General features: G+C 67.2%; 20 protein-coding genes and 1 CRISPR repeat array. Of the genes, 8 read left to right on the top strand and 12 right to left on the bottom strand.

Features of this window, described 5'->3' with window-relative positions; genetic code table 11:
* Nucleotides 1–174 precede the first annotated feature (174 nt).
* Nucleotides 175–1,332: direct repeats of the CRISPR family, unit length 36 nt; unit sequence GTTCCGGCCAGAGCGCATTTCCCAGCGATCTAGACT.
* A gap of 70 nt (nt 1,333–1,402) precedes the next feature.
* The 6 genes from cas2 to ACT6S0_RS16420 form a co-directional block, all read right to left on the bottom strand.
* Nucleotides 1,403–1,729 (bottom strand): CRISPR-associated endonuclease Cas2, encoded by a 327-nt coding sequence (gene cas2, locus ACT6S0_RS16445; protein WP_444764867.1) that lies wholly within the window; start codon nt 1,727–1,729, stop codon nt 1,403–1,405.
* A 10-nt stretch (nt 1,730–1,739) separates the two neighbouring features.
* On the bottom strand, nt 1,740–2,669 hold the full coding sequence (gene cas1 / locus ACT6S0_RS16440) for a type II CRISPR-associated endonuclease Cas1 (protein ID WP_444764866.1): 930 nt from the start codon (nt 2,667–2,669) through the stop codon (nt 1,740–1,742).
* A 5-nt stretch (nt 2,670–2,674) separates the two neighbouring features.
* Nucleotides 2,675–5,767 carry a type II CRISPR RNA-guided endonuclease Cas9 gene (gene cas9 / locus ACT6S0_RS16435; RefSeq protein ID WP_444764865.1) on the bottom strand — a complete coding sequence of 1,031 codons (3,093 nt, stop codon included), beginning with the start codon at nt 5,765–5,767 and terminating at the stop codon, nt 2,675–2,677.
* A 232-nt stretch (nt 5,768–5,999) separates the two neighbouring features.
* Nucleotides 6,000–9,329, bottom strand: a complete 3,330-nt coding sequence (locus ACT6S0_RS16430; protein WP_444764864.1) for an error-prone DNA polymerase — start codon at nt 9,327–9,329, stop codon at nt 6,000–6,002.
* A complete protein-coding gene (locus ACT6S0_RS16425) occupies nt 9,326–10,633 on the bottom strand; it encodes a Y-family DNA polymerase (protein ID WP_444764863.1) in 1,308 nt (435 codons plus the stop codon). The genes ACT6S0_RS16430 and ACT6S0_RS16425 overlap by 4 nt, the downstream gene beginning before the upstream one ends.
* Nucleotides 10,602–11,471: a translesion DNA synthesis-associated protein ImuA gene (locus ACT6S0_RS16420; RefSeq protein WP_444764862.1), complete on the bottom strand. Its 870-nt coding sequence runs from the start codon at nt 11,469–11,471 to the stop codon at nt 10,602–10,604. Before ACT6S0_RS16420 ends, ACT6S0_RS16425 begins: the two co-directional genes overlap by 32 nt.
* Before the next feature lie 151 nt (nt 11,472–11,622).
* Between ACT6S0_RS16420 and ACT6S0_RS16415 the strand changes: the two genes are divergently transcribed.
* A complete protein-coding gene (locus ACT6S0_RS16415; protein WP_444764861.1) occupies nt 11,623–12,006 on the top strand; it encodes a YciI family protein in 384 nt (127 codons plus the stop codon).
* Here the strand turns inward: ACT6S0_RS16415 and ACT6S0_RS16410 are convergent.
* The 3 genes from ACT6S0_RS16410 to ACT6S0_RS16400 all read right to left on the bottom strand — a co-directional run bounded on the left by ACT6S0_RS16410 (nt 12,003) and on the right by ACT6S0_RS16400 (nt 14,906).
* Nucleotides 12,003–13,070: a serine/threonine protein kinase gene (locus tag ACT6S0_RS16410; RefSeq protein WP_444764860.1), complete on the bottom strand. Its 1,068-nt coding sequence runs from the start codon at nt 13,068–13,070 to the stop codon at nt 12,003–12,005. The two genes, ACT6S0_RS16415 and ACT6S0_RS16410, sit on opposite strands and share 4 nt — an antisense overlap.
* 23 nt (nt 13,071–13,093) lie before the next feature.
* Nucleotides 13,094–13,951, bottom strand: coding sequence for a DUF2726 domain-containing protein (locus ACT6S0_RS16405; RefSeq protein ID WP_444764859.1), 858 nt, complete (start codon nt 13,949–13,951; stop codon nt 13,094–13,096).
* A gap of 157 nt (nt 13,952–14,108) precedes the next feature.
* Nucleotides 14,109–14,906 (bottom strand): GNAT family N-acetyltransferase, encoded by a 798-nt coding sequence (locus tag ACT6S0_RS16400; protein ID WP_444764858.1) that lies wholly within the window; start codon nt 14,904–14,906, stop codon nt 14,109–14,111.
* Between the two features lie 231 nt (nt 14,907–15,137).
* On the opposite strand from ACT6S0_RS16400, the gene rplM reads away from it, so the two are divergent.
* The 3 genes from rplM to erpA all read left to right on the top strand — a co-directional run bounded on the left by rplM (nt 15,138) and on the right by erpA (nt 16,443).
* Complete coding sequence (gene rplM / locus ACT6S0_RS16395) at nt 15,138–15,566, top strand: 50S ribosomal protein L13 (RefSeq protein ID WP_056203159.1); 429 nt, start codon at nt 15,138–15,140, stop codon at nt 15,564–15,566.
* 9 nt (nt 15,567–15,575) lie between these two features.
* Complete coding sequence (rpsI, locus tag ACT6S0_RS16390; protein ID WP_056262649.1) at nt 15,576–15,968, top strand: 30S ribosomal protein S9; 393 nt, start codon at nt 15,576–15,578, stop codon at nt 15,966–15,968.
* 100 nt (nt 15,969–16,068) lie between these two features.
* Entirely contained in the window at nt 16,069–16,443 is a 375-nt protein-coding gene (gene erpA, locus ACT6S0_RS16385) for an iron-sulfur cluster insertion protein ErpA (protein ID WP_444764857.1), read from the top strand.
* A gap of 6 nt (nt 16,444–16,449) precedes the next feature.
* Here erpA and ACT6S0_RS16380 read toward each other — a convergent pair whose 3' ends face one another.
* Nucleotides 16,450–17,541: an anhydro-N-acetylmuramic acid kinase gene (locus ACT6S0_RS16380; protein ID WP_444764856.1), complete on the bottom strand. Its 1,092-nt coding sequence runs from the start codon at nt 17,539–17,541 to the stop codon at nt 16,450–16,452.
* A gap of 5 nt (nt 17,542–17,546) precedes the next feature.
* A complete protein-coding gene (locus ACT6S0_RS16375) occupies nt 17,547–18,935 on the bottom strand; it encodes a peptidoglycan DD-metalloendopeptidase family protein (protein WP_444764855.1) in 1,389 nt (462 codons plus the stop codon).
* Nucleotides 18,936–19,163: 228 nt separating this feature from the next.
* Here ACT6S0_RS16375 and tyrS point away from each other — a divergent pair, with 228 nt between their 5' ends.
* On the top strand, nt 19,164–20,390 hold the full coding sequence (gene tyrS / locus ACT6S0_RS16370; RefSeq protein WP_444764854.1) for a tyrosine--tRNA ligase: 1,227 nt from the start codon (nt 19,164–19,166) through the stop codon (nt 20,388–20,390).
* Here tyrS and ACT6S0_RS16365 read toward each other — a convergent pair whose 3' ends face one another.
* Nucleotides 20,391–23,753, bottom strand: a complete 3,363-nt coding sequence (locus ACT6S0_RS16365; protein WP_444764853.1) for a S41 family peptidase — start codon at nt 23,751–23,753, stop codon at nt 20,391–20,393.
* Nucleotides 23,754–23,893: 140 nt separating this feature from the next.
* Between ACT6S0_RS16365 and ACT6S0_RS16360 the strand changes: the two genes are divergently transcribed.
* The 3 genes from ACT6S0_RS16360 to ACT6S0_RS16350 form a co-directional block, all read left to right on the top strand.
* Nucleotides 23,894–25,426: a DUF4331 domain-containing protein gene (locus ACT6S0_RS16360; protein ID WP_444764852.1), complete on the top strand. Its 1,533-nt coding sequence runs from the start codon at nt 23,894–23,896 to the stop codon at nt 25,424–25,426.
* An 11-nt stretch (nt 25,427–25,437) separates the two neighbouring features.
* Entirely contained in the window at nt 25,438–25,710 is a 273-nt protein-coding gene (locus tag ACT6S0_RS16355; protein ID WP_444764851.1) for a hypothetical protein, read from the top strand.
* A partial coding sequence (locus tag ACT6S0_RS16350) for a hypothetical protein (protein WP_444764850.1) occupies nt 25,707–25,919 on the top strand: 213 nt, incomplete at its 3' end. The genes ACT6S0_RS16355 and ACT6S0_RS16350, both read left to right, overlap by 4 nt.

Raw genomic sequence — 25,919 nt, 5'->3', positions numbered from 1 at the left:
CAAATGTGCGCGACCTCGCGGCGTCAATGAGGCATTCTTATGGCTGTTCATCCGAGGGTTCCCCGTGTGGCGATGGGTTGGTGTGAGAACCCTCATCTTCCACGGCCTCGGGTGAACAACCTCTTGGGAAACGACATCTAGACTCCACTGCAAGGGCGCGAGCGACTTCGTCACGTTCCGGCCAGAGCGCATTTCCCAGCGATCTAGACTGCGAGACCGCCTGGCTGCTGAATCCCAGGCGTTCCGGCCAGAGCGCATTTCCCAGCGATCTAGACTTCACCCTCAAGGACGCCCAGTCCGGCCATGGTTCCGGCCAGAGCGCATTTCCCAGCGATCTAGACTTCTTCCAAGAAATGATGGAGCAGGCCAAAGGTTCCGGCCAGAGCGCATTTCCCAGCGATCTAGACTATCTCTGTAAACCATAAGCCGCACAGTTTGGTTCCGGCCAGAGCGCATTTCCCAGCGATCTAGACTCGGTGTGGCCATCGTCGGCCGCCCGGTGTCGTTCCGGCCAGAGCGCATTTCCCAGCGATCTAGACTCGAAGCCAGATGCCATCGACGGCACCCAGGGTTCCGGCCAGAGCGCATTTCCCAGCGATCTAGACTCGTTGATTCTGAGCAGCCTGCGCCGATTAAGTTCCGGCCAGAGCGCATTTCCCAGCGATCTAGACTGCCGTGCATGCTGATGGCCTTGGTCATGCAGTTCCGGCCAGAGCGCATTTCCCAGCGATCTAGACTCCGCGCTGGCCAGGCCGCGCTTGTAGGCCCGTTCCGGCCAGAGCGCATTTCCCAGCGATCTAGACTCAGGCATCGGTGTTTGCCCAGGTGCTGCGGGTTCCGGCCAGAGCGCATTTCCCAGCGATCTAGACTGGTTGGGTGCGCCACTCATCGCTTGCCCCGGTTCCGGCCAGAGCGCATTTCCCAGCGATCTAGACTGACGGCCAGCCGACTTCGCGGCACGTCTACGTTCCGGCCAGAGCGCATTTCCCAGCGATCTAGACTCGCGGCTCATGTTGGTCGTGGTTCGATTCTGTTCCGGCCAGAGCGCATTTCCCAGCGATCTAGACTCTTCGCTTTGTGAAGGCGTGCGGCGAGCAGGTTCCGGCCAGAGCGCATTTCCCAGCGATCTAGACTCTTTATCGTTGCGGCCGACAGCCCGGTCAAGTTCCGGCCAGAGCGCATTTCCCAGCGATCTAGACTGCGAAGGGGTCACACCAAACGCCGCATTGAGTTCCGGCCAGAGCGCATTTCCCAGCGATCTAGACTCATTCCGGTCTTCTGGGCCGGCCCGGGCTAGTTCCGGCCAGAGCGCATTTCCCAGCGATCTAGACTCGGCCGGCGGTAACCCCTTGATTCGTCAAGGGGTTATTCGGTTTTTTGCGGGCTGAAAGTGCGCTCATGCTCAGAAGAGGTCGAATTGGTCCGGTGCTTTTTTGGCGGGCTGCTTGGCCTTGCCCTGGAAGCTGAGGATGCGTTCGTACTGCTTGTCGGTGAACTGCAGGATATTGACGCGACCACCGACTGGCAATGCCTGCTCGACCCGCTTGCAGTAGGTCTCCACCTGGGTGCCGCTGGTGCAAAAGCGCATGTAGACGCTGAACTGGCTCATCTCGAAACCCATATCCAGCAGCGCGTTGCGAAACTCGGTGGCGGCGCGGCGTTCGGCCTTCTCGACGACCGGCAGGTCGAACATCACCACCATCCACATCAGTCGGTATCCCGTGAGCATGCGGGCCGCCTCATTCGTCGTCCTGCAGGGCCGACGCCAGCGACAGCGGGAGCCCGGGTAGCGGCAGGTCGAGCTTGTCGCGCTCGCCCAGATAGACCTGGGCCAGCGACACGGCCAGCCGCTGCGTGCAGACCGTCACGGGTGTGGCGCCCGAGGTGGTCTGCATGTCGTCGTAGAGCGTGCGCACCAGCGCGCGCTTGGACTCGGGCGTGACCGGTTCCTCGCCGTTGCGGCGCAGCTGCCAGACCTTGAGGTCGATGACGGGGCGGAAGGGCTCCATAAGGTCGTCGACCAGCCGCATCGCGTTGTTGTCGTGGCTGTGATGCAGGCCGATGCCGGGGTGCAGGCCGGCCGCGATGATGGCGCGGGCCATCGTGGCGCGCATGACGGTGTAGCCGTAGTTCAACAGTCCGTTGACGCCGCCGCCTTGCTGGTCGCGCCGGAAGCTGTCGCCGAACAGCAGGCCCCAGTACCGCCGCGCGCCCTGCGCTTCAAGGTTGTCGGGGTCACCGCTGCGGACCTTGGCGGCGAGTGCGGTCAGAGGCGCTGTGGGTGAGCCCGCCGCCTCCAGCGCGGCCGCCTGCTGCTCCAGCTTGGACCGCACGACGGCGGCCCACAGGCGCTTGTGCGTGGGCAGGCTGGCGGCGATCTGCGCCTCTATGCGCTTGGACTGCTCGAAGTTTCCTTCAATAGGCAGCAGCATGCCCACCGCGTTGTGGTTCGCCGCGCACAGCACGAAGGGCGCGCCGCGCTCGGCCAGCGCCACCAGCAGGTTGTTCGTGTAGCTCAGTCCCTGGGCATTGGCGATCACCGCAGCAATGTCGTCCAACGGCACCTGGCCCAGTTCCTTGTGCGACTCCGTGTCCTTGACCACCATGAAGCCGCGGTTCATGGATAGGTGCCGCCGGTCATCGGCCACTTCGACGATGCGGCCGATCATTGGGGCTACTCCTTGAAGCCGGGGTCGCGGAGTTCGCCGCTTGGTGAGATCGAGATGCGGCGACCTCTCGCCTTCTGCAAGGTCCCGGCCATCTTGGACGAATAGGCGAACGGATCCTGTTTGTCCGCGTTGCGTGCATCCACATTGGCTTCGTTGTGCGGCGCAAAGAAGACTTGACCGCTGCCGAACATCTTGACAACGCGCACCACTAAGAGCCGGCCCTCTTCGTCCTCGAAGCGAACTAAGTCACCGCCCTGCAATCGCATCACCAGCGGCTTGCCGGAAATGCTCTGGCTCTTGGACTGGATGCGCGCCAGGGCTGCTTCCCGTCCAATCTTGCTGACCAGGCGATAGACCTCGAAGGTCGATATCACTTCGCCCTCCCAGCGGCCCTTTTCATTGCGCACGATGTCCATGCAGAACTTGGGGCTGGCCACATAGCCCTTGTAGGGCAACTGCTGGCCGGCATCGTCGCGGTGGTGGCGCTGTAGATGCTCCGGCCCGGTGAAACCGACCATGGCCTTGGAGTCGGCGTCCTTCTCGTTTGGCTTGTTGCCGCCGATGCCACGCGTGCGCCACATGTTCTTTGGGTCCAGGTGCGGCGGGCGGTAGGTTGTGTCCTCATGCATTGCGCCCTCGAAGCCATGGTCCGGCTTGTGGCTGACCCAGATCGCGTTCACCACTCGCCGCACATGCTCGCGGTAAGTGGGCCATGGGTCGGGCATGGTTTCGACGAGCCGATCCAGCCCCTTGCCGCGCGCGTCCGCACTGGCCTGGGCAAAGCGCTGGAGCAGCCCCTGGTCGGTCACGGCCACCACACAGGCATCCACCGCGTGATGGCGGTGGTCGTCTCGGTTCTTCTCGCCATTCAGTCCCAGGATGTCGTTGAGGCCAAACTTGGCGCGCAGCATCGCCGTCATCTGACCCGGGATCACACGCGTGCCTGCCGGGCAGACCAGGCTCAGATACTCGCGCGCCACGCGGCTCAGGTGGCGCGTGTCGTTCAACGCTCGGGCCAGGAAGTCCTTGTCCTCTTTCAGCCATTTCTCGTAGCCATCCGGAGCGAAGCGCTGGCGCTTGGCGCGCGGCATGCGCTCGGCGCGCATCAGGATGCCGTCGTAGTCCCAGCCCTGTCCGGCAAAAGCCTCGCGTGCATCCCAGGGCGTGCGGTTGCCCTTGAGGCGGTTGACCAGGCGCAGCGCCACCGTCTTGTTGTTGAGGCTGTCGTCCAGCGTCATCGAGAACGGCAGGATGTGCTCGATCTCCACCCGCTCGCTCAGCACCTCGGTCGCGCTCAACTGCACGCCGCTGTAGGGGCAGCGCCGGTCTGCGATGTCGAAACTCAACTCCTCCCACAGGACCAGCTTCAGGATATCGGCTAAGCGCACACGCTCCTCGGCGATGCCCAGGATGGCCGCCGCGTCCTTGCGCAGCCGCTCATTGCGCTTCTGGTTCTTCGCCTGCTGTTCCTGGGTCTCGCGGCGCTGATCCTGGCTCTGCTTGAGGTCGCGCGCCACTTCCACGATGACCTCGGCGGGGTGGCCATAGCGCTTGACCAGTGCATTGACGACCACGCGCACCTGGTTGAGTCCGATGTGCACCGTCGGGTTGGCAATACGACCAAAGCGCTTCTCCGGAGCGTCGTCCAGTTCGCCGGTGCCGAAGCCCACATGTCGCTGCAGGTACTCGCCGTAGTAGGGCAGCTCGGGCAGGATCTCGCCGGTCGACGCCGCATGGCTGATGTGGCTGTGGTGGCCATACCCCGCCGCCAGCACGGCCTTGTCGTAGGTGATGACCTCGGTGCGCATCGCCGGCAGGATCTTGGCCAACGCCTTGGCGCTTAGCGAGCCATAGCCCTCGGGTAGCGATGCATTGGAGATCTTCAGCGCGTGAGCCTCGTCCACACCGGTGGATGTGATCAGCCAGTCCACCAGCAGCGCTTCGCTTTCCTCGGTCACGATGCGCATGACGATCTCGTCCTGGCGCGCCTCATTAAAGCCATGCCAGGCGGGGCCGAAGAAGTCCTTCTTGCCCAGCAGCATGCTGGTGGCATTGCCCTTCAGCTCGGTGCGTTTGGCGTCCGCCAGGTTGAACTGCACCGTGCCGGGCAGGCCCAGCAGTTTGGGGATGGCCGTCTTGAAGGACTTGCTGCCGTCCTCCAGCGCCGCCACCAGCTTGTCGCGTTGCGCCAGGCTTAGCATCTCCTCCAGCAACCGCCCGCCCAGCAGGCGCAGGTGATTGACCTCCTGCAGGATGCGAAAGCGCTGCTGGCTGGGCAGGGCCAGCGGCGCGCGCGGCTCGTCGGGCTCCAGCGTGCAGCGGCCGGGCTTGACGGGACGAAGGTTGCGCTGGTGTAGCAGGCAGTCCTTCAGCGCAGCGCCCGCTGCTTCGTGGAACTGGAGCGGGTTGAGTTCAGCCTGCTTGGCCCACAGCGCATCGAACTCGTCCGCGACCATCTTGCGGTCCACATACAGGTCGTAGCTCTTGTCGACACGCGTCTTGCCGTCGTCCTTGGTGACGCGCTGCTCGCGGTAGCGGGCGCGCACGGTGCGCACGTCCGGGTTGTTCATGCGCCGCCACAGCAGTTCGCCCACCGTCCGCGCCTTGCCGTCCGCGCCGGCCGCCGGGTCGAGCTGCGCCCGCAGGCTACCGATGGCGGCCTTCAACGCCCCGCTGTCGTTGTCCTTCTTGTCCGTGCGGCGGTTGCTCTTGAAGCCGCGACGTTGGTTCAGGTGGAAGAGGGCGCGGGCAAATTCGGCAGGCGTGAGCGCCGCGTCTAACCCCTTGGCGCGCAGCTCATATGGGTTGAGCGTCTCCAGCGCCTTGCGGGCTGCTTCATCGGCAGGGAAGAATCCGTGCCCGACCAGCAGTCGGTGCATGCGCGCCTTGCGCTTGAGCAGCCGGTCGCGGCGGCGGCGCATCGCGCGGGCATTGCGGCGTGTGACGGCCAGCGAGGAGCCGTCTTTCGGATTGCGCCCGTCCGGGAAGATGCGCACGCCGGCGCGGACGAGGGCGCAAGGCTCTGCCTTGCCGTTGAGCAGCACCATCGCCCAGCCGAGCGAGGTCGAGCCGAGGTCTAAGGCCAGGCGGTATTTCATCTTTGCTCCTCCCCGGAGTCGTTCTTCAATATGGAGGCGGATTGAAATGCGTCCCGCCTTCGGCCGCATCAGGGTTGCTCCGCAGTGAGGTGATGAGCCATGGCGTTAGCATGCAAACGTTAGATCGCTGGGAAATGCGCTCTGGACGCTAACAAGCTGAAAGATGCACCAAATGGAAGGCCGCGAAGTCGCAAGACGCGCGGCCTTCGTCTTTGCGGGCCTCGGCCCAGGTTCAGCGGAAATCCCGACTCTCCGCCCGCAACCTCCCCAGCCACGGATTCAAATTGGTGAACCCACGCGCCAGCAGGTGCCGCACATCCCCGTCGCCGCGCTGCCAGACGCCGTCCACCGCCAGCAGCCGCGCGCCCAGGATGGTGCCGCGGTGTTCCTCGTAGACCTTGGGCCAGACGATGACCTGCACGTTGCCGGTTTCGTCTTCCAGCGTGATGAAGAGGGTGCCCTTGGCGGTCTGCGGCTTCTGGCGGCCGGTGACGATGCCGCAGGCCTTGGCGCGGCGGCCGCTCTTGACGCTGTCGAGCTGCTGGGCGCTCAGCAGGCCTTGCTTGGCCAGGCGCGGTCGCAGCAAAGCCAGCGGGTGGCGGCGCAGGGTGAGGCCGGTGGACGCGTAGTCCCACAGCACCTCTTCGCCTTCGGCGGCGGCGGGCAGGGCCAGGTCGTCTTCGGGCAGCAGGCTGCCCTGCAGCAGCGCCGGCATGGCGTGCAGGGCCGAGGCCTGCCAGACCTGCTGGCGGCGGTGGCCGGCCAGGCTGGTGAGCGCGTCGGCGGCGGCGAGGTGCTGCATGTCGGCTTGGGTCAGGCGGGCGCGATGGGCAAGATCCTGCGGGTGGCTGAAGGGGCCTTCGGCGCGGGCAGCTTCGATGCGCAAGGCGGCCTCCTTGCCCAGCCCGCTGACGAGGCGCAGGCCCAGGCGCACCGCAGGATGATGCTCGCCGGTGCGCGGTTCGAGCGTGCTGTCGTGGTGGCTGTGGTTGACGTCGATGGACCGCACTTCGACCTGGTGCCGCCGCGCATCCTGCACAAGCTGGCTGGGGCTGTAGAAGCCCAGCGGCTGCGAATTCAGGAGCGCGCACAGGAAGGCCGCGGGCTCGTGGCATTTGAGCCAGGAGCTGACGTAGGTGAGCAGCGCGAAGCTGGCGGCGTGGCTCTCCGGAAAGCCGTAGCTGGAAAAGCCCTTGATCTGCCGAAAGATGCTTTCCGCGAAGGCGTCTTCGTAGCCGTTCTTGCGCATGCCGCTGACGACCTTGTCGTAGTACTTGTCGAGCACGCCGGGGCGTTTCCAGGCAGCCATCGCACGGCGCAGCTCATCGGCCTCGCCGGCGGAAAAGCCGGCCGCGATCATCGCGATCTGCATGACCTGCTCCTGGAAGATGGGCACGCCGCAGGTGCGGTCGAGCGCATCTTTCAATTCGTCCTTGGGATACTTGATCTGGTCCTTGGGCAGCAGCCGGTTCTTCAGGTAGGGATGCACCATGCCACCTTCGATCGGACCCGGCCTCACGATGGCGACTTCGACCACCAGGTCGTAGTACTTGCGGGGCTGCAAGCGCGGCAGCATGGACATTTGTGCCCGGCTTTCGATCTGGAACACGCCCACGGTGTCTGCCTTGCAGATCATGTCGTAGGTGGCGGGGTCGTCGTCGGGGATGGTGAGGTCGATGGACGTGCCGCGCATCGGGTTGACGAGGTCGAAGCAGCGCCGGATGGCACTCAGCATGCCCAGGGCCAGCACATCGACCTTCATCAACTTCAGCTCGTCGATGTCGTCCTTGTCCCATTCGATGACGCTGCGCTTTTCCATCGTGGCGTTCTCGATGGGCACGATGCGCTCCAGTGGCCCTTCGGTCAGCACGAAGCCGCCGACGTGCTGGCTGAGGTGGCGCGGCAGGCCGTTGAGCTGGCGGCCCAGTGTGATGAGCTGCTGCAGGCGCGGGTCGTCATCAGGCAGGCCAAGCTTGTGCAGCAGCGCCGTGCGGTGTTCCTCTGGCAGGACCTGGGTGGACCAGCCGCTGTGGTCGCTGCTCATCACTTCGAGTTGTTCCTCGCTGAAGCCCAGCGCCTTGCCGACGTCGCGGATCGCGCTCTTGGGCCGGTAGCAGATGACGACGGCCGTCAACGCGGCGCGATCGCGGCCGTATTTGTCATAGAGGTGCTGGATGACTTCCTCACGGCGCTCATGCTCGAAGTCGACATCGATGTCTGGTGGTTCGTTGCGCTCGCGGCTGATGAAGCGCTCGAACAGCAGCGTGCTGCGGGTTGGGTCCACGGATGTGACATGCAGGCAATAGCAGACGACGCTGTTGGCGGCCGAGCCGCGGCCCTGGCAGAGGATCTTGATGCCGCGTGCGAACTCGACGATCTCGGCAACGGTCAGGAAGTAATGCTCGTACTTCAGGTCCTCGATCAGGTCCAGCTCGTGCTCGATGCGGCGCTGCCATTGCGCCGGAATCCCGTCGGGCCAACGCTTGGCCGCACCGGCATAGGTGAGGTTGCGCAGATGCCGTGCAGCCGTCACGCCGGCGGGCACCACTTCGCTCGGGTATTGGTAGCGGATCTCGTTGAGGCTGAAGGTGCAGCGCGCGGCAACGTGCAGGGTCTCCGCCATCAGCTCGGCGGGGCAGATCTGCGCGATGCGCTGCCGGCTGCGCAGGTGCCGCTCGGCATTGGGTTGCAGGTCGAAACCGCACGCCGCCACCGTACGGCCCAGCCGCGTAGCGGTCATGACGTCCTGCAACGCCTTGCGCGAGCGCACATGGAAGTGCACGTCGCCGGCCGCGACCAGAGGGAGGGCTGTCTGCTCGGACAGCGCCTGCAGCCGCTGCAGCCACAGTGCATCGCTGGCTTCGCGGAGCAGCTCGACGGCCAACCAGGCGCGTCCCATGAAATGCTGCAGCAGCCAATGCGCCGGCGCGGCCAGTTCGGCGTCGCTGGCCTCGCGCGGCAGCACCAGCAGCGCCAGGCAGTCGGCCAGCGGCTCGGCAGCGATCTGCCGCCAGTGCAGCGTGTATTCGCCCTTGACCGGGCTGGCCCGACGCAGCTGCGTGATGAACTGGCTGAGGTTGCCGTAGCCATTGAGGTTCTGCGCGATCAGCACCAGCTTGAAGCGCGGCGTGCCGGCGTCGTCGCGGACGAGGAACTCGCTGCCGATCAGCAGCTTCATCAGTGCCGGTGGCTCGATGGCCTCGCCCGGCTCGCCAGCTTGCTTCGCAGCCTCCTTCAACGCATGGTGCGCCGCCTCGCGCATCTCGCGCAGCTGCTTGTGCGCCCGCACGACACCGGCCAGCGAGCATTCATCGGTAAGGGCCAGCGCCTCGTAGCCCAGTTCGACCGCGCGCTCCACCAGCTCCGCCGGTTCGGATGCGCCGCGCAGGAAGCTGAAGGCGGAAAGACAGTGCAGCTCGGCATAACGCGCCACCTGGGCGGCGGAACGGCGGGGTTCCGTGCGCAACCCGTCGGCAGCGCGGCGCAACTCGGCGTCCGACGCGATCCCTTGTTGGCGCAGCATCGCCAGTCGTCCGTCGCGATCCGACAGGGGCGGGCTCATGCAAACACCCCATGCAGAAACCACCCCGACGTTGAGGCGGCGGCGTCGGGAAACCGTTCGTGATAGACCCACAGCAGCCCGCGTGCCGCGCTGCGGTAGACGTAGTAGTCGCGCGTCTGCAGCCGGTGGCGGCCTTCCCACCAGCCCGTCTCGATGCGGTGTGGGCCGCTGACGCGTGCCAGCGGGCCGGCGTACACCGGTTGTTCCTGGGCATTGCAGCGCAGCGCCTGCGGCGGCTCCACCAGCCAGGTGGGCTGTGGCCCGGGTGGAGGGCGCACGGCCGGGGCAGGCGGGGCGGGCCAGGCCAGCCAGCGTTGCATCTCGGCCAGGCGGTGGTCTTCCCGCAGCCGGCCTTCGCGCACATGGCTGGCACCCAGGCGCACCGACAAGCGCTCCAGCAGCGCGTTGGTCGTCGTACGCTCCTGCGGATCGCTTGGCCCGGGCAGCAGACTGCTGCTGGCTTCCTCCAGCGGCAGCACGGTGTCGGCGCTGAGGCTGATCTCGCCCGCCGGTGCGGCCAGCGTCGTGCGGGCCAGATGCTCGCCCAGCAGGCGCGTCAGGCGGCGCATGTCACGCGTCGTGTCGGCGGTGGCGATGCTCAGCTCGCCGCTGCGGCCCACGTCACGCGCCCGCATCGCGTCGTGCTGCCAGCCTAGGCGCAATGCGCGCACGCCGGCATGGCGCGCGGCCAGGAAGGCGCAGAGCTGGCGCAGCAGCGGCTCGGCGAAGTGCAGCAGCACGGGCGCGTGCTCGACGCGATAGGGCAGCTCCAGCCGCAGGTCGAAGCGCTCGGGCAGGGTCAGCCAGCGGTGCACTTCGGGCTGGTCGCCATAGGCCTGGTCCAGCGCCGTCAGCAGGTCTGAGCCAAAGCGCCTGGCCAGCGCCGAGCGCGGCAGCCGACGCAGGTGGCCCAGGCATGTGCAGCCCAGGCGTGCCAGCATGGCGTGGTGAGCCTGGGCAGCGCTCAGCGCAGACAGCGGCAAGGCGTCCAGCCGTTCGTTGAAGCCCTGGGCTTGCCTGCCTTGCTGCGCCGCAAGCGCACAACGCGCCAGCGCCAGCGCCGCCAGCGCGGTCGGCGCCCAGGCCATGGGGCCCGGGGCCAGGCCGGTCAGCGCTGCCTCGGCCTGCAGCTTCTGGCGCAAGGCGCGTGCGCCGCCGAACAGGCGCAGGCTGGCCGACACCTCGGCCACGACGGCTTCCTCCAGCCGCGCCACGCGTGGCGTGAAGCTCAGCGCCAGCCAGCTCAGCGCGTCGACATCGCCCGCCGGCGCATCAGGCGTGCTGCACAGGGCGAGCCAGCGCATGGGGGCGCTCCGTCGGAGGGCTGACTGGCGTCGGTGACGGCTCGGGGGTGGGCAAGGGCAGGGGCTTGCGCTTGGCGGCCGTCAGCAGCGGTTCGACCGCGCCAGGCACAGCCGGCAGCGTCAGCCAGCCCTCGTGGGCGGGGCCGCGACGCTTGAGCAGATGCACCTGCAAATCCCAATCCTCGCCGGGCTTGACGATCAGGCGCAGCGGCGCGGCAGAGGACTGCTGGCCCGCGCGCTCCGGCCGCATCAGGAAGATGGGCGCATCCGAACTCAGCGCACTGACCTGCAGGCGCCGGATCTGTTCCGGCCGCGCTTCGGGCAGCCAGGCCATCAGGGCCACGCGAGATTTGATGGCCTGCTCTGCGGCCCAGAGCGCCTCGGCCGGGGTCTGCGTGGCCACCCAGATCAGCGCCGATGGCGGCAGGCCCAGCGCTTGCAATCCCGGCAGATGCGGCGCGTGGGGCGGGTTGACGAGCAGCAGATGGCGTACCGCTGCCAGCGGCGCGGCCTTGCGCAGGCGCCGGCCGGGGTGCTGGGTTGCCAGCGGGGCCTGGCTCCCCCACCAGGCTTGCAAGCCCGGCGCCAGCAGGCGCCATTCCAGCACGCCGGGCAGCGGCGTCAGCAGTTCCACGGCCGCTCTTGTCGGCCAGCCGCTGCCGGGCAGTTCGGCATCCAGGGCTGCAAAGCCGCTGGGCAAGGTCGGGTCAGTCGCAGTACCCAGACTGCTGCCGCGCCACAGGCGGCCTTGCAATTGGGCATCAAACGGCAGCGTGACGGAGGGGATCTCGGACAGCGGACGCCCTCCCGGAGGTGGGCTGACAGTGGGGGAAAGCATGGCCAGACAGACAAGAAGGAGAAGGAAATCGAGTCTGAATGAGATCACAATACTGTATGCATATCCAGTATATTTTGGCAATCGACCGGATCACGGCGCTAGCATCCGCAGCCTTTCCCACGGAACTGCGACGCCTTGCAGGAGATCCCTCATGCCGATGAACGACTATCTGGTGCTATCCCGCGGCCAATGGGATGACGACGCGAGCCCGCAGGCCGTGCAGGGCGCCATCGACGCTTTCTATGTCTGGTACGAGCAGGGCCTGGCCCAGGGCCGGCTGAAGCCGGGCAGCCGCCTCGAACCCAGCGGCCGCATCGTCACCGGGGGGCTGGTCACCGACGGCCCCTTTGCCGAAACCAAGGAGTGGGTCGGCGGCTACTGGTTCGTGGTGGCTGAAACTCTGGAGCAGGCTGCGGCGATTGCTGCCGAGAACCCCTGCCTGCAGTTCGGCCTCAGCCTGGAGATCCGCCCGCTGGATGGCACGCGCGCCGACGTGACGGTGCATACCAACGAGACGCCTGCGGCCTGGCGTTAGGAAAATCCGTCGCCGTCGAAATCCGCCGCCTCTTCGTCGCGCGCGAGGCTTGGCGGCGCCTCCTTGGGTTTCATGGCCTCCGATTGCTCCCCGAGCTTGGCGACCTGGTCCAGCCAGTAGTTGGGCGTGCCGAACCACGGGAAGGCCAGCGGGAAGGCCGGGTCGCCCCAGCGGCGGGCCAGCCAGGCGCTGTGGTGGATCATGCGCATGGTGCGCAGCGGCTCGATGAGGCGCAGCTCGCGGTCGTCGAACTCGGCGATTTGCTCGTAGCCGTCGAGCACGGCGTTGAGCAATCGCCGCGCGGCGTCGGGCTCATCCGTTGAGCCTGGCAGCAACATCCATAGGTCCTGCACGACCGGGCCGGTGACGGCGTCATCGAGGTCGACGAAGTGCGGCCCGCGGTCGGGCGTCCACAGGATGTTGCCGGGGTGGCAGTCGCCGTGCAGGCGCGTGAGCTGCAGGTCGGGGAGGCTGTCGAAGGCGGCCTGGATGGCGTCGATGCAGCGGCGCGCCTCGGTGTCCCATTGCGGGGCGATCTCGGCCGGGATGGCCTCGTGGTCGATGAGCCAGTCGCGCGCGGTCTGCGCAGGTGCGGCGCTGGCCCAGGCCTGGCGCTCGACAAAGGGCCGCAGCCGGCCGACGCCGTGCAGGCGCGCCAGCAGCCGGCCTATCCAGCGCAGCACCTCAGGGTCCTCCAGCTCCGGCCCCCGCCCGCCCTGGCGCGGTGTAACGGCCAGGCGCTGGCCCTGGTAGTGAAAGAGGGTGGAGCCGCCTTCCAGCGTCCATGGCGCGGCCACCGGCACTTCGGCGGCGGCCAGCTCCGCGGCGAAGACATGTTCTTCCAGGATCTGCGCATCGCTCCAGCGCCTTGGGCGGTAGAACTTGGCGACGGCCGCCGAACTGCCGAAGTGAGCGTCCTCCAGATGCAGCATCAGCACGCGGTTCTCGAAGGAGTTGAGCTGCAGCAGCCGGCCATCGGCGCGCAGGCCGGCGGCGTCCAGGGCGTCGAGCATGAACTCCGGCGTCAGGTCGCCGAAGCTGAGGTCAGGGGTCGCTTGATGCATCCGGCGAGTGTCGCCGGGATGGTTCAGCCCCGGCGTGGGCGCTGGGTTGCATAACGCGGCGCGTCCACGACCACGCCGACGATGTCGTCGAGCATGGCGTCGTCGTCCGCGTCATCGAGCACGGGCAGGCTGCGCGGGTTGTAGCGTGACGTGTCCATGCTGCGCGAGGACAGGCGGCGCTGGGGCGACGGCGGCGCCGGCTGGGCCGGCATGCGCGGGTGGCGCTCGCCGAAGCTGTCAGCCCCGCTGCCCCCGAAAACGCCGGCGTCCTGCCACAGGGGCAGGGGCTGGGAGAACTGGCCCCAGTCGCTGCCGAACTCTTCCTCCGTGGCGCTGCCACGGCGGCGCTGCAGGCCAGGCGTCGGGGCCGGTGCCGGCAGCGGGCCGCGCGGGTTGCTGCCCTGCGGCACGAGCAATTGCAACTCGGCGACGCTTGGCAACTGATCCATCGCGCAACGCAGATAGCGCACGCGGCAGGCCGACAGCACGGCGTGCTTGATTTGCAGCATGCGTGGCGTGACACCGCGCTCGCCTTCCAGGTCGATGGCCGCCAGCACGCGACCATTCGGGCTGCACACGGCAAAGGTCACATGCGAGGCGCCGAGCAGGTCGAACCAGTAGCGCACTTCCTTGGCCTCGGTCGGCTGGCAAAAGCGCACCAGCGGCAGCTTTGACAGCACGACGTGATGGGGCAAAGCCTCACGCAGCAGACGGAAGACGCGCCGCTCGTCCGTCGTGAACACCGGCCTGGCCGTGAGTGACCACTCCGCAGGCAGGCCCTTGCTGGCGTACGCCGGCCGCCGCAAGGCCCAGATCAGGCCGATGGCCAGACCCAGGACGCAGATAGCCAGGGCGGCGATCCAATAGATGGCGTACGGCATATCCCTCGGGGATTCGACGGGGACGCCGACATGTTTTTTCGCGGCGCAATGGACGGGCAATGTAGCTCAACGTCCCTAAAAGCCATTACTCGCTAGTCCCGATTCCCCCGGCCTGAGGGGGGGCCTCAGGCGCCGCGAAGCGCATTGATGGCGCCATTTATTCCTTTGCGGCCCGTCCCGGAGATTCGAAATGCGCTTTGACTTCGGCCACGCTGTCGACGAAATCGCTCAGCGTCTGCGCCTGACGTTTGATCTGGAAATCCAGTTCACCGAGATGGCGGTTCAGCGCCTGTTCAACCTGAGAACCGACGGTGTTCGGCGGCAAGCGCAACCAGGCTGCCGATTCACTACCGTCGCGTTCGACGCTGGCGCCGGCGGCCGTTGCGATGCGCAGCATGGGTCGGTTCTCGCTCAGTGCATGGATGAAGAGGGTGTCGATGCCGCGGTTGCGCGCATGCAGGGCGGCAGCATCGAAGAGGCGCCGGCCCAGCCCCCGGCCGCGCGACCGCGGCAGCACGGACACGCCAAATTCAGCCATCGTGCGACCTGGCTCCCCTTCCACCGGCTGAGCGAAGGCCAGGTGAGCCATCGCAATGAGCTGCAGGCGGCGGTTGAAGATGCCGAGTACTTCGTCGCGGCCGAAATCGATGCTGAGCGCGTATTTGCGGATCTGTTCGTCAGACGCCGGGTAGCCGAAGCGCAGATAGCGATCCGGCGCCTCCAGCGCCAGCAGGTGGTCGATGATGCGGCGGCGGTGCCGCCGGGCCAGCGATCGGATGGGCACCCAGGTCGACAACCGCTCCAGCGCTGCCCGGGCGCTGGCCAGAGGACTGGCCGTCTCGACGGGCGCCGCAGCGGGTGCACTCGGGTCGGGGCCGAAGACCGACAGCTCGCGATCCCAGTCCGCCGTCAGTTCGACGGGCGGGTGGGCGGGGGCTGCAGGTCTGGTAGGCATGGCTGGGCCGTATGCGGTCTGGCAAGCGTAACGTGTCGGCGCCTTTCAAACCATGGTTGGTGCTGCTACACTCGCGGGCTTTTCTGTCAAAGGCTGCAGAAAAGAGCCATGCATCAATGCGTGGGCGGCTGCGCCGAGAGGCTGTGCATCAGACACAGCACCGAAGCCGGTCAAGTTCAGCCATACATTGCCGGCTTCAGTATTTGGAGGCCGGCGCAGCGAAAGCAACTCATGAAGACCTTCAGCGCCAAGCCGGCCGAGGTGACGCACGAGTGGTTTGTGATTGACGCCACCGACAAGGTGCTCGGACGTGTTGCCAGCGAAGTGGCACTCCGTTTGCGCGGCAAGCACAAGGCCATTTACACGCCTCACGTGGACACCGGTGATTTCATCGTCATCGTCAACGCCGAAAAGCTCCGTGTCACGGGCAACAAGGCCACCGACAAGGTGTACTACCGTCACAGCGGCTTCCCCGGCGGCATCTACGCCACCAAGTTCAAGGACATGCAAGCCAAGCATCCCGGCCGCGCGCTGGAAAAGGCCGTCAAGGGCATGCTGCCCAAGGGCCCGCTCGGCTACGCCATGGTCAAGAAGCTGAAGGTCTACGCAGGCCCGACGCACCCGCACACCGCCCAGCAGCCCAAGGCTCTCGAGATCTAAGGAACGGCCATGATCGGAAACTGGAATTACGGTACGGGCCGTCGCAAGTCGTCGGTCGCTCGCGTCTTCATGAAGAAGGGCACGGGCCAGATCATCGTCAACGGCAAGGCCATTGACACTTACTTTGGTCGTCAGACCTCGATCATGATCGCCAAGCAGCCCCTGCTGCTGACGAACAATGGCGAAGCCTTTGACATCAAGGTGAACGTGCACGGCGGTGGCGAGTCCGGCCAAGCCGGCGCGCTGCGTCTGGGCATCACCCGCGCGCTGATTGACTACGACGCCACCCTGAAGCCCGAACTGAGCCGCGCCGGCTTCGTCACGCGTGACGCGCGTGAAGTCGAGCGTAAGAAGGTCGGTCTGCACGGCGCCCGTCGCAGGAAGCAGTTCAGCAAGCGTTAATTGCTGCTCGACTCGACAAAAGGCCGCCGTAACGCGGCCTTTTGTTTTTGCGCGGACAATCCGCATATTCGTCTCTGGACAGATTCACAGGAGCCTCGCCATGAGCGCCGTGCTTGATACCCCCGTCACCGCCGTCAACGATTTGCCCGTGCCCCTCGTGTTCACCGACAGCGCCGCCGACAAGGTGCGCGACCTGGTGGCCGAAGAAGGCAACCCGGAGCTGAAGCTGCGCGTCTTCGTGCAAGGCGGCGGCTGCTCCGGTTTCCAGTACGGTTTCACCTTCGACGAGGCCGTGAATGAGGACGACACGCAGATGAACAAGAACGGCGTGACCCTGCTGATCGACTCGATGAGCCTGCAGTACCTGATGGGCGCCGAGATCGACTACAAGGAAGACCTGCAAGGCGCCCAGTTCGTCATCAAGAACCCGAACGCGACGACGACCTGTGGTTGCGGATCCAGCTTCTCGGTCTGAGAAAGACTAGGCGGGGTAGAGCGCCCCGAGCAGCCGCAAGCCCGCGGCTCCCGTTACGGCCGGCAGATTGCCCGGCCGTTTTGTTTTGAAGCACATCGCCAGCCAGGCGAAGGCGGCCGCTTCTACCTGATCGACCGGCAGGCCGCGCGCAGCGCTGGCGTCGACGCTGACGCCTGGCAGCAGGTCGGACAGGCGCTGCATCAGCCGCCCGTTGTGGGCGCCGCCGCCGCAGACGACCAGAGATTTGGCGCCCGGCATCTGCGCCCGCAGCGCGTCGGCCACGCAGCGCGCGCTGAGCTCCAGCAGCGTCGCCTGCACGTTCTCCGGCGCAAGGCCGGGCATCAGCCGGGCCTGCAGCCAGCCGAGATGGAACAGATCGCGACCTGTACTCTTGGGCGGGCGCTGCGCGAAGAAGGGGTCGGCCAGCAGCGTTGCCAGCAGTGCCGGCGACACGCGACCTGTGGCGGCCCAGGCGCCATCGGCGTCGTAGGCGCGGCCGAGGTGGCGGGCGATCCAGCCGTCCATCAGGCAGTTGGCCGGCCCGCAATCGAAACCCCCGGTGTCCCCATCGGCGAACAGCAGGCTCAGGTTGCTGATGCCACCCAGGTTGAGCACGGCCGCATCCTCGCCTTCCAGGCCGAACACCGCCCGGTGGAAGGCTGGCACCAGCGGCGCGCCCTGGCCGCCGGCCGCCACATCACGGCTGCGCAGGTCGCAGATCACGTCGATGCCGGCCTGCTCGGCGAGCAGCGCGCCGTTGAGCAACTGGGTCGTGTAGCCGTCAAAGCCGTCGGGCCGGTGGCGAACCGTCTGGCCGTGGGCGCCGATGGCCGCGACCTGATCGCGCCGCGTGCCGGTCGCCTCGAGCAGCTGCGAGACGGTATTGGCATAGCCGCGTGCGACGGCATTGGCGGCGAGTGCCGCGCGGTGCAGTTCGTTGTCGCCGGGCGTGTTCAGCGCCAGCAGTTCATCGCGCAGCGCCGGTGCAAGTGGTAAATGCACATGGCCTGTGACGGCCAGCGCCCCGGCGTCGAACAGCACGCCATCGATGCCGTCGAGCGAGGTGCCCGACATCAACCCGATGTAGAGCGCGCTCACCGGCCCTATTCGGCGGCGGAGACGCCGTCCAGGGTTTCCGCCACGGCCAGTTGCGTCTTCACGCTGGCGACGGTCTGCAGGAACTGCGCCTTGGCGTAGCCGGGCAGCGTGACCGCCTCGGAAGCCCGGGCGATGGCGCGCGGGTCCATGTGGCGGCCGCCAACGCGGAACTCGAAATGCAGATGCGGGCCGGTGGCCCAGCCGGTGGCGCCGACGGCGCCGATGCGCTGGCCCTGTTCGATGCGCTGGCCCTTCTTGACGTCGATCTTGCTCAGATGGGCGTAGACGGTCGTCCGGTCACCGGCATGACGCACATGCACGACATTGCCGAAGCCGTTCTGCCAGCCAGCCATCTCGACGGTGCCGTCGCCCACCGAGCGCACGGCCGTGCCGGTCGGCGCGCCGTAGTCGACGCCGTTGTGCTGGCGCCAGGTTTTCATGATGGGGTGGAAACGCATCGCGAAGCCCGACGTGATGCGCGAGAACTCCATCGGGCTGGCCAGGAAGGCGCGGCGCTTGCTCTGGCCGTCAAAGCCGTAGAAGCTGGCCTTGCCGGAGGCGCTGTCCTTGAAATACACCGCCGAATAGGTGCGACCGTTGTTGGTGAACTCGCCGGCCAGCAGGCGGCCGGTGCCGCCATCCCACTGGATGGGCTCGCCGTCAGCCGTCAGCGTTTCATAGACGATGCTGAAGCGGTCGCCCTTGCGCAATTCGCGGTGGAAGTCGATGTCGCCCGAGAACATGTCGGCCATCTGCGAGGCGATGGCATCGGGGATCTTGGCCTCGTCGGTGGCAGCAAACAGCGAGGTGCGGATGCTGCCGCTCCCGAGGGCGATCTGGGCCTGCAACGGCACCGTCTCGGTGTGGGCGACGAAGCGGCCGCCGTCGCGGGCGACGGTCAGTCGGGTGAAATGACTTGCCTGCAGCTCACTCTTCTCGGCGGGGAAGCGGGCAACGATCTTCTGCACCTGGCCCGAGGCATTCGCCGTCAGGTGGACCATCTTGCCGGCACGGCCCTGGAAGATGCGGCGCGCCAGCGGATCGGCGCGCAAAAAGGCGGCGGCGGCCGGGTCGAAGGCGCCAGCGCGGCGCAGCAGACTGTCGGGGGTGTCGCCGGAGCGCGTGGCTTCGGCGCGCGCCAGCCCGATGCTGTGGGCGGCCAATTCCTCCAGCTGGGCCTCGATGCTGGGCGTAGCCACCGTCTCCACCAGCGTGCGCCGGGGCAATTCGGCCGCGTCGGGCGCCAGCGGGGCAATACCGAAGGCCGTGACGGCGAAACAGCTGAGGGCGCTGACAACGGTGGCGGTCAGGGCGCGGGGATGCCTGGCGGCAAAGCCGTCGACGGTCTTGATTGCGGTTTGAAGTTGCTGAAGGCGTTTCTGGATTGCGGTCACGCTCGGCATCCCGGGGTTGTCGCTGGGGCAATCCCGGCCAGGCCGGTTCCACGCGAAAGGGCTGCACCGTGATGCGGCCCTAAAATCCACTCGGTTGTGTTGAAGCAACACCCCCGGTTCGAAGGGTGAATTCTAACGGCGTTGTCCTACTCGACAGGCCGGTTAAACCCGATAGATCAACAACTTAACAATTTCGCCCGACCTTTTACCGGTCTGGCGACGCGCCCCATGCCCGACGCCGCCGAATTTCCTGTCACCGATGCCGTCCAGCAGGCCCTGGCCATCACCCGCCGCGGCGTGGACGAACTGCTGCCCGAAGCCGAGTGGGTCAAGAAGCTGGCGCGTTCGGCCGCCACCGGCGTGCCCTTGCGCATCAAGCTGGGGCTGGACCCGACGGCCCCGGATATCCACGTGGGCCACACCGTCGTGCTCAACAAGATGCGCCAGCTGCAGGACCTGGGCCACCAGGTGATCTTCCTGATCGGCGACTTCACGTCGCTGATCGGCGACCCTTCCGGTCGAAACGCGACGCGCCCACCGCTGACGACGGCGCAGATCCAGGCCAACGCCGAGACCTACTACGCCCAGGCCAAGCTGGTGCTGGACCCGGCGCGCACCGAGATCCGCTACAACTCCGAGTGGAGCGAGCCGCTCGGCGCGGCCGGGCTGATCCAGCTGGCGGCGAAGTACACGGTGGCCCGCATGATGGAGCGCGACGACTTCACCAAGCGCTTCGCCGCCCAGACGCCGATCTCCGTGCACGAGTTCCTCTACCCGCTGATGCAGGGCTATGACTCGGTGGCGCTGAAGAGCGACCTGGAACTGGGCGGCACGGACCAGAAGTTCAACCTGCTGATGGGCCGCCACTTGCAGCAGGAATATGGCCAGGAGCCGCAGTGCATCCTGACGATGCCGCTGCTGGAGGGCCTGGACGGCGTCGAGAAGATGTCCAAGTCCAAGAACAACTACATCGGCATCACCGAGCCGGCCAACACCATGTTCGCCAAGATCCTGTCGATCAGCGACGTGCAGATGTGGAAGTGGTTCGAGCTGCTGTCGTTCAAGTCGCTCGGCGAGATCGCGACGCTGAGGGCCGAGGTGGAAGGCGGTCGCAACCCGAAAGACGCCAAGGTCATGCTGGCCAAGGAGATCACCGCGCGTTTCCACAGCGCTCAGGCGGCGGAGGCGGCTGAGCAGGACTTCAACAACCGCGCCCGTGGCGGCATTCCGGATGAGATTCCGGCCGTGCAGCTCACCGGCGCGCCGCTCGGCATCGCGCCGCTGCTGAAGGCCGCCGGCCTGGTCGCGTCGACCAGCGAAGGCCTGCGCATGATCGACCAGGGCGGCGTGCGCATGGCCGGCGATGTCGTCGCCGACAAGGGTTTGAAACTGGACGCGGGCGAGTACGTGCTGCAGGTGGGCAAACGCAAGTTCGCCCGCGTCACGCTGGCCTGATCAGGGCTTCACGGGGCGCAGATAGGGCCCGGGCTTGACCGGCTGCACCGGCTGTTCGGCGATGCGCCGTTGCAGCTCGGCCAGTGCCGCCTCCAGTTGTGCGTCCTGGCCCATCGCGGTGGCGCGGGGCAGGTTGTCGACCTCGATGTCGGGCGTCACGCCGATGCCCTCGATGAGGAAGCGGCCTTCAGCGTCCACCTGGCCCGACTCGGCGGCACGCATGATGCCGTTGTCGATGAGGCGGTTGCCGTCCGACAGCCACACGCCGGCGCCCGAACTGCGCCGGCCGATGACGGGGCCGAGCTTGAGGCGCTTGAAGCCTTCGGCAAAGGTCTCGCCGTCGCTGTAGGTGTCCTCGTTCATGAGCACGACCGTGTGGCCGCGGTAGACGTTCTGCATGTTGGCGTAAACGCCGGTGCCGGCGGGTGAGCGCGGTTGCCAGAAGGCCCAGGCGCGGCGCAGCAGCTTCTCCAGGATCCAGCTGTCGATGTTGCCGCCATTGTTGTAGCGCACGTCGATGATGAGGCCTTCGCGGTCGGTGGCGGCATAGAACTCGCGCACGAAGTCGGCGATGTCGGCAGCGCCCATGGCCCGCAGATGCACATAGCCGATGCGCCCCTGGCCGGCGGCTTCAACGGCGCGGGCGCGGCTGAAGCGCCAGTCGTTGTAGCGCAGCTGGTTCTCGCGCGTCTGCGCCACCGGCGTGACGATGCGCTGTACGGTGCGTCCAGCCTGCCTGGCCTCGATCAGCACCTGCCGGCCAGCCTGGCCGCGCAGCAGCTCCAGCAGGTGCGGTGCCGCGGCCGTCGGGCGGCCGTTCACGGTCGTGATGATGTCGCCCACCTTGAGGCCGACGCCGGGTGCGGCCAGCGGCGAAGCCTCGGCCGGCAGCTCGGGGTCGGCCGCGTAGATGGCATCGATGCGCCAGCCCTCGGCTGCGCGGGAGAAGCGCGCACCCAGGCCGGCAAGACCCGGCTCCTCGGGCGCGGGGCGGATGTCGCCGGGCGCGACCTGGCTGTGCAGCGCGCCCAGCTCGCCCACCATCTGCGCCATCAGTTCGGCCAGCTCGAAGCGGTCGGTCAGGCGCGCCACCAGCGGCTCGTACTTGGCCCGCACGGCCTGCCAGTCGACACCGTGCATGGCGCTGTCGTAGAAGTGGTCGCGATGCATGCGCCAGGCGTCGGCGAACATCTGCTTCCACTCGGCCCTGGGCTGGGTGGCGATCTGCCAGTCGGTCCAGCGCACCTGCAGCTTGCTCAGGTCGGCCGGCAGCTTGGGCGCGGCCTCGACGATGAGCACCTCGGGCGCGGCGCCCGCGGCCTGGTTGCGCACGACCATCAGCTTCTTGCAGTCCGCGCTCAGCTCGTAGTCGCGCACGTCGCTGGCCAGGATGTCGGGCGGGCCGCCCTGGTTGTCGATGGCGATGGACTTGAGCTGGGTCTTGCGGTCCAGGTCCTGGTCCAGGAACCACAGCCGCTTGCCGTCGACGCGCAACGCGCGGTAGTTGCCTGCGGGCACAGGCAACTCGTGCAGGCGCGCGGCCAGGCCCTCGAACTGGATGGTCGGCTTGGCCTTGGGCTCGGGCTTCTTGTCCTCCGACTTGTCCTTGTCGGGCTTGCGCTCAGTCGGGTGCTTGTCGGTGGCCTTCTTGTCCTCGGCGCGTTGCTCGTCGGCTTTTTTCTCGCTGGCCGATTCCAGCTCGTCCTTCGGTGCGAATGGCGAGCGCAGGCCCGGCTGCAGGGCCAGCGCATAGAGCTTGCTGCGGAAGCCAAAAAAGGGCCCGGTGTTGCGGTCGCCCCAGGGGCTGGGATTGCCCGTGGTGGCGAAGTTGCGGCTGGACGCGAAATAGAGCCACTGTCCGTCGGGGCTGAAAGCCGCACTGCCGCTGTCGTAGCGGTCGGTGGTCAGCGTGTGAACGCTGCCATGCGCGATGTTGTAGAGCTGGAGCTGGTGGCGGTCGGGGTGGCGCAGCGGCACCGTCCAGGCCAGCGCCTGGCTATCGGGGCTCCAGCCATGCAGCCGGGGCTCGGCGAGGACGCCGCGGGCGATCTCGCGGGTGTTGGCCGGGGTTGGCGCCTTCAGGTCCGTCAGCCAGATGCGCCCTTCCTTGTCGCTGTGCGCCAGCCAGCGGCCGTCGGGTGAAGGCAGCAGTTCGCGGCGCTGTGTGACCGTGGCGTTGGGCGCGCCGTGGGTGATGCGCTCGGGCTGGCCGGTGCCGTTGGCCGCGAAGCGCCATACCTCCATCTCGCCGCTGAAGTCGCAGAAGGCGAACACCTGCTTGTTGTCGGCGCTGAACTCCCCCTTGCGGCAGCGGCCGTCCGCCGGCTGCGGCAGCTCGGCGCGGCGCAACTGCTGCGCACCCTGGGTGGCGAGATGACCCCGCGCCGCCAGCAACACGCGCTCGCCGTTGGGTGCGAAGGCCGTGTCGGTGAGGAAGTCCTGCGGCTTCTTGATCCAGCGCTCGCGCAACTGGTCGAAGTCGCCACCCAGGGCGATGTCGAGCTTGCGCGCCGCATCGCGCTGGGCCAAGTCGATGACGTAGAGGTCGGCGCCCAGTGCATAGACGACGCGGCTGCCATCGGCGGCGGCATGGCGAATGTCCCAGCCCTTGTGCGCCGTGTGCTGGCGCAGGCCGCCGCCCTGGGCGTCGACCGACCACAGGTTGACCGTGCCGTCGCGGTCGGACAGGAAGGCGATGCGCTCGGCGCCGTCTTCACGGTAGGGCATGGGCCGGCGGTCGTTGCTGCCTTCGACGACCAGCGGCCGGGCCTCGGTCTTGTCAGCCAGGTTCAGCGACCAGAGCCGCGCGATGGCGCCGCCGCGGTATTGGCGGGCGTTGTCGCTGCGCAGGCCGCTGCGGGTGAAGTAGAGCGTCTTGCCGTCGGCGCTCAAGGCGCCGTCACTGGCCTGGCCCACCGGCAGGGAACGGCGCTGGCCAGTCTTCATGTCGATGGCGAACAGCTGGCTGCCGGGGCGCGCGTCCAGGCCGGTGTAGAGGATCTCGCCGGCCGCGCTGAAGCCCCAGACGCGCATCCCGCCGCCTTCCCAGGTCAGCCGTTTCGGCACCCCGCCGGCGGCCGGCATCAGGTAGAGCTCGGTCCCGCCGTCGTACTGGCCCGTGAAGGCCAGCCACTGGCCGTCGGGCGACACGGCGGGCTGGCTTTCCAGCCCGTTGTGCGTCGTCAGCCGCTGCGCGTCGCCGCCTTGCAGGCCGACGCGCCACAGGTCGCCCTCGGCGACGAGATAGATCTGCCCGCCCTGGATGGCGGGTTGGCGATAGAAACCGGTGATGCCGGCCCAGGCGCTGGTGACGCCGGACAAGCACAGGACCGCGACCAGCGCGGCGGAACGGGAACGGGGCATCGGCAATCTCCTCCAAGGGCCGCCATTGTGTTGCTAGGGGGGGTGGTGGGCGATTCGTCACGCCGGCGTGCATCCGGGTCGCCAGTGGCTCCGTAACACTGCCCAGATGCCTGTGTTGGCATCGCCACCGGATGCCTCCCATGAAAGCTCGTCTCACCTGCAGCGCCTTGGGCGTGGTGCTGCTCTGCCTGGCCAGCGGCGCGCATGCGTCCAGCCACCGCGAAGCGCCCTTCTTGACGACCGTCCCCAAGGTCGACGCGACGGACTTCTACATGTTCCGCAGCTATGAGGCCAACCGTGACGGCATGGTCACGTTGATCGCCAACTACCTGCCACTGCAGGACGGCTACGGCGGCCCCAACTACTTCTCGCTGGACCCGAACGCGCTCTACGAGATCCACGTCGACAACAACGGCGACGCCAAGGAAGACATCAGCTTCCAGTTCCGGTTCAAGAACACCTTGTCCAACAGCGGTGCCGGTACTTCCTTGAACATTGGCGGCAAGATGGTCGGCATCCCGCTGATCCAGAGCGGCACGGTGGCCAACGTCAAGGACGCCAACCTGCAGCTCAACGAGAGCTACACCGTCACCGTCGTGCGTGGCGACCGCCGCAGCGGCACGGCCCAGTCCGTGACCCACGCCACCGGCGGCGCGACGACCTTCGACAAGCCGGTCGACAACATCGGCAAGAAGACGATCGCCGACTATGCAGGCTATGCGGCCAAGCATGTCTACCCCGTCACGGTCCCCGGTTGCACGACGCCGGCCAAGGTCTTCGTCGGGCAGCGCCAGGACCCGTTCGCGGTCAATCTCGGCACCATCTTCGACCTGGTCAACGCGCCCGTGTCGGTCATCACCGACCCCGCGCTGATCAACGCCGTGCCCAATACGATCGGCGACAAGAACGTCACGACGCTGGCGCTGGAAGTGCACAAGGACTGCCTGAAATCCGCCGGCAGCGACGTCATCGGCGGCTGGACCAGCGCCAGCCTGCGCCAGGGCCGCCTGCTCAACCCCAAGCCGGCTTCCGGGCACCAGGCCGCCGAGAAGGCCGGCGGCGCCTGGGTGCAGGTCTCGCGCCTGGGCATGCCGTTGGTCAACGAAGTCGTCATCGGCCTGAAGGACAAGGACCAGTTCAACAGCGCCAAGCCCATGGACGACGGGCAGTTCGCCGACTACGTGACCAACCCGACCCTGCCTGCGTTGCTGGAGATCGCGCTGAACCTGCCCAACACCGCGCCGACCAACTTCCCACGCACTGACTTGGTCACCACCTTCCTGACCGGCATCAAGGGCGTGAACCAACTGGCCACCGTCACGCCGTCGGAGATGCTGCGTTTGAACACGGCCATCGCGCCCGTGCCCTTCGCTCAGCAGAACCGGCTGGGCATCGTTGGCAACATCCTGGCTGCGGGTAACGACAACGCCGGCTACCCGAATGGTCGACGGCCCAAGGACGACGTCGTCGACATCTCGCTGGTCGCCGTGATGGGCGGCCTGTGCGTGGCCAATGGCGACACCGACAAGCTCGGCCTCGGCGCTGCCTGCAAGCCGAGCGCCGTGCCGCTCGGCGCCACCAGCTTCAAGCTGCACGACGCGGTGGACCAGGCCGTCGTGCCCTTGCTAGCCGGCTTCCCCTACCTCAACACGCCCATCCCGGGCACCAAGTGAAGGAGGCCGCCATGCTGACCCGCAAGCCTGCCTTGCTCGCCACGGGCACCGCTGCCCTGCTGCTGGCCGCCTGCGGCGGTGGCAATGACGACGCCCATGTCGTCGCGCCACCGCCTGCGCCGCCCATGGCGGTCACTGCGGTACCCGACAGCGCCGTGGCCTCGTCGATGGCGCTGGTGGCCTACCTCAAGGCGCTGAAGGCCGACGACGAGACCTCGGAGGCGCTGACGCTGCCGATGCTTGATGCATCGGCAAGCGAAACCGAAGAACCGCAGACCCTGTGAAGCGCCTGCTCGCGCTGCTACTGGTGGCGCCGCTGGCGGTGTCGGCGGAGCCCTTCGTGCCGAAGGACGATGCCGACATCGTGCAGCGCCTGCCCTACCGCATCGACGCGGCCGAGCGCGCGCGCCGCGCTGCTTTGGCCCGCGACCCCGCGCAACTTCCGCTTGCCGCCGCCACCGCACGCGCGGCGCTGCAACGTGCGCGCCTGCAT

Origin of the sequence: Roseateles sp., from assembly GCF_052436255.1 — a bacterium.
Classification (GTDB): Bacteria; Pseudomonadota; Gammaproteobacteria; order Burkholderiales; family Burkholderiaceae_C; genus Pelomonas.
The sequence above is the reverse complement of the archived record's forward strand: the minus strand, read 5'-3'. Positions and strand labels throughout refer to the sequence as shown.

Bases quoted from the DNA above. Each gene is read 5' to 3' on its own strand.
- cas2 (WP_444764867.1), bottom strand. From the start codon at position 1,729: ATGCTCACGGGATACCGACTGATGTGGATGGTGGTGATGTTCGACCTG.
- cas1 (WP_444764866.1), bottom strand. From the start codon at position 2,669: ATGATCGGCCGCATCGTCGAAGTGGCCGATGACCGGCGGCACCTATCC.
- cas9 (WP_444764865.1), bottom strand. From the start codon at position 5,767: ATGAAATACCGCCTGGCCTTAGACCTCGGCTCGACCTCGCTCGGCTGG.
- ACT6S0_RS16430 (WP_444764864.1), bottom strand. From the start codon at position 9,329: ATGAGCCCGCCCCTGTCGGATCGCGACGGACGACTGGCGATGCTGCGC.
- ACT6S0_RS16425 (WP_444764863.1), bottom strand. From the start codon at position 10,633: ATGCGCTGGCTCGCCCTGTGCAGCACGCCTGATGCGCCGGCGGGCGAT.
- ACT6S0_RS16420 (WP_444764862.1), bottom strand. From the start codon at position 11,471: ATGCTTTCCCCCACTGTCAGCCCACCTCCGGGAGGGCGTCCGCTGTCC.
- ACT6S0_RS16415 (WP_444764861.1), top strand. From the start codon at position 11,623: ATGCCGATGAACGACTATCTGGTGCTATCCCGCGGCCAATGGGATGAC.
- ACT6S0_RS16410 (WP_444764860.1), bottom strand. From the start codon at position 13,070: ATGCATCAAGCGACCCCTGACCTCAGCTTCGGCGACCTGACGCCGGAG.
- ACT6S0_RS16405 (WP_444764859.1), bottom strand. From the start codon at position 13,951: ATGCCGTACGCCATCTATTGGATCGCCGCCCTGGCTATCTGCGTCCTG.
- ACT6S0_RS16400 (WP_444764858.1), bottom strand. From the start codon at position 14,906: ATGCCTACCAGACCTGCAGCCCCCGCCCACCCGCCCGTCGAACTGACG.
- rplM (WP_056203159.1), top strand. From the start codon at position 15,138: ATGAAGACCTTCAGCGCCAAGCCGGCCGAGGTGACGCACGAGTGGTTT.
- rpsI (WP_056262649.1), top strand. From the start codon at position 15,576: ATGATCGGAAACTGGAATTACGGTACGGGCCGTCGCAAGTCGTCGGTC.
- erpA (WP_444764857.1), top strand. From the start codon at position 16,069: ATGAGCGCCGTGCTTGATACCCCCGTCACCGCCGTCAACGATTTGCCC.
- tyrS (WP_444764854.1), top strand. From the start codon at position 19,164: ATGCCCGACGCCGCCGAATTTCCTGTCACCGATGCCGTCCAGCAGGCC.
- ACT6S0_RS16365 (WP_444764853.1), bottom strand. From the start codon at position 23,753: ATGCCCCGTTCCCGTTCCGCCGCGCTGGTCGCGGTCCTGTGCTTGTCC.
- ACT6S0_RS16360 (WP_444764852.1), top strand. From the start codon at position 23,894: ATGAAAGCTCGTCTCACCTGCAGCGCCTTGGGCGTGGTGCTGCTCTGC.
- ACT6S0_RS16355 (WP_444764851.1), top strand. From the start codon at position 25,438: ATGCTGACCCGCAAGCCTGCCTTGCTCGCCACGGGCACCGCTGCCCTG.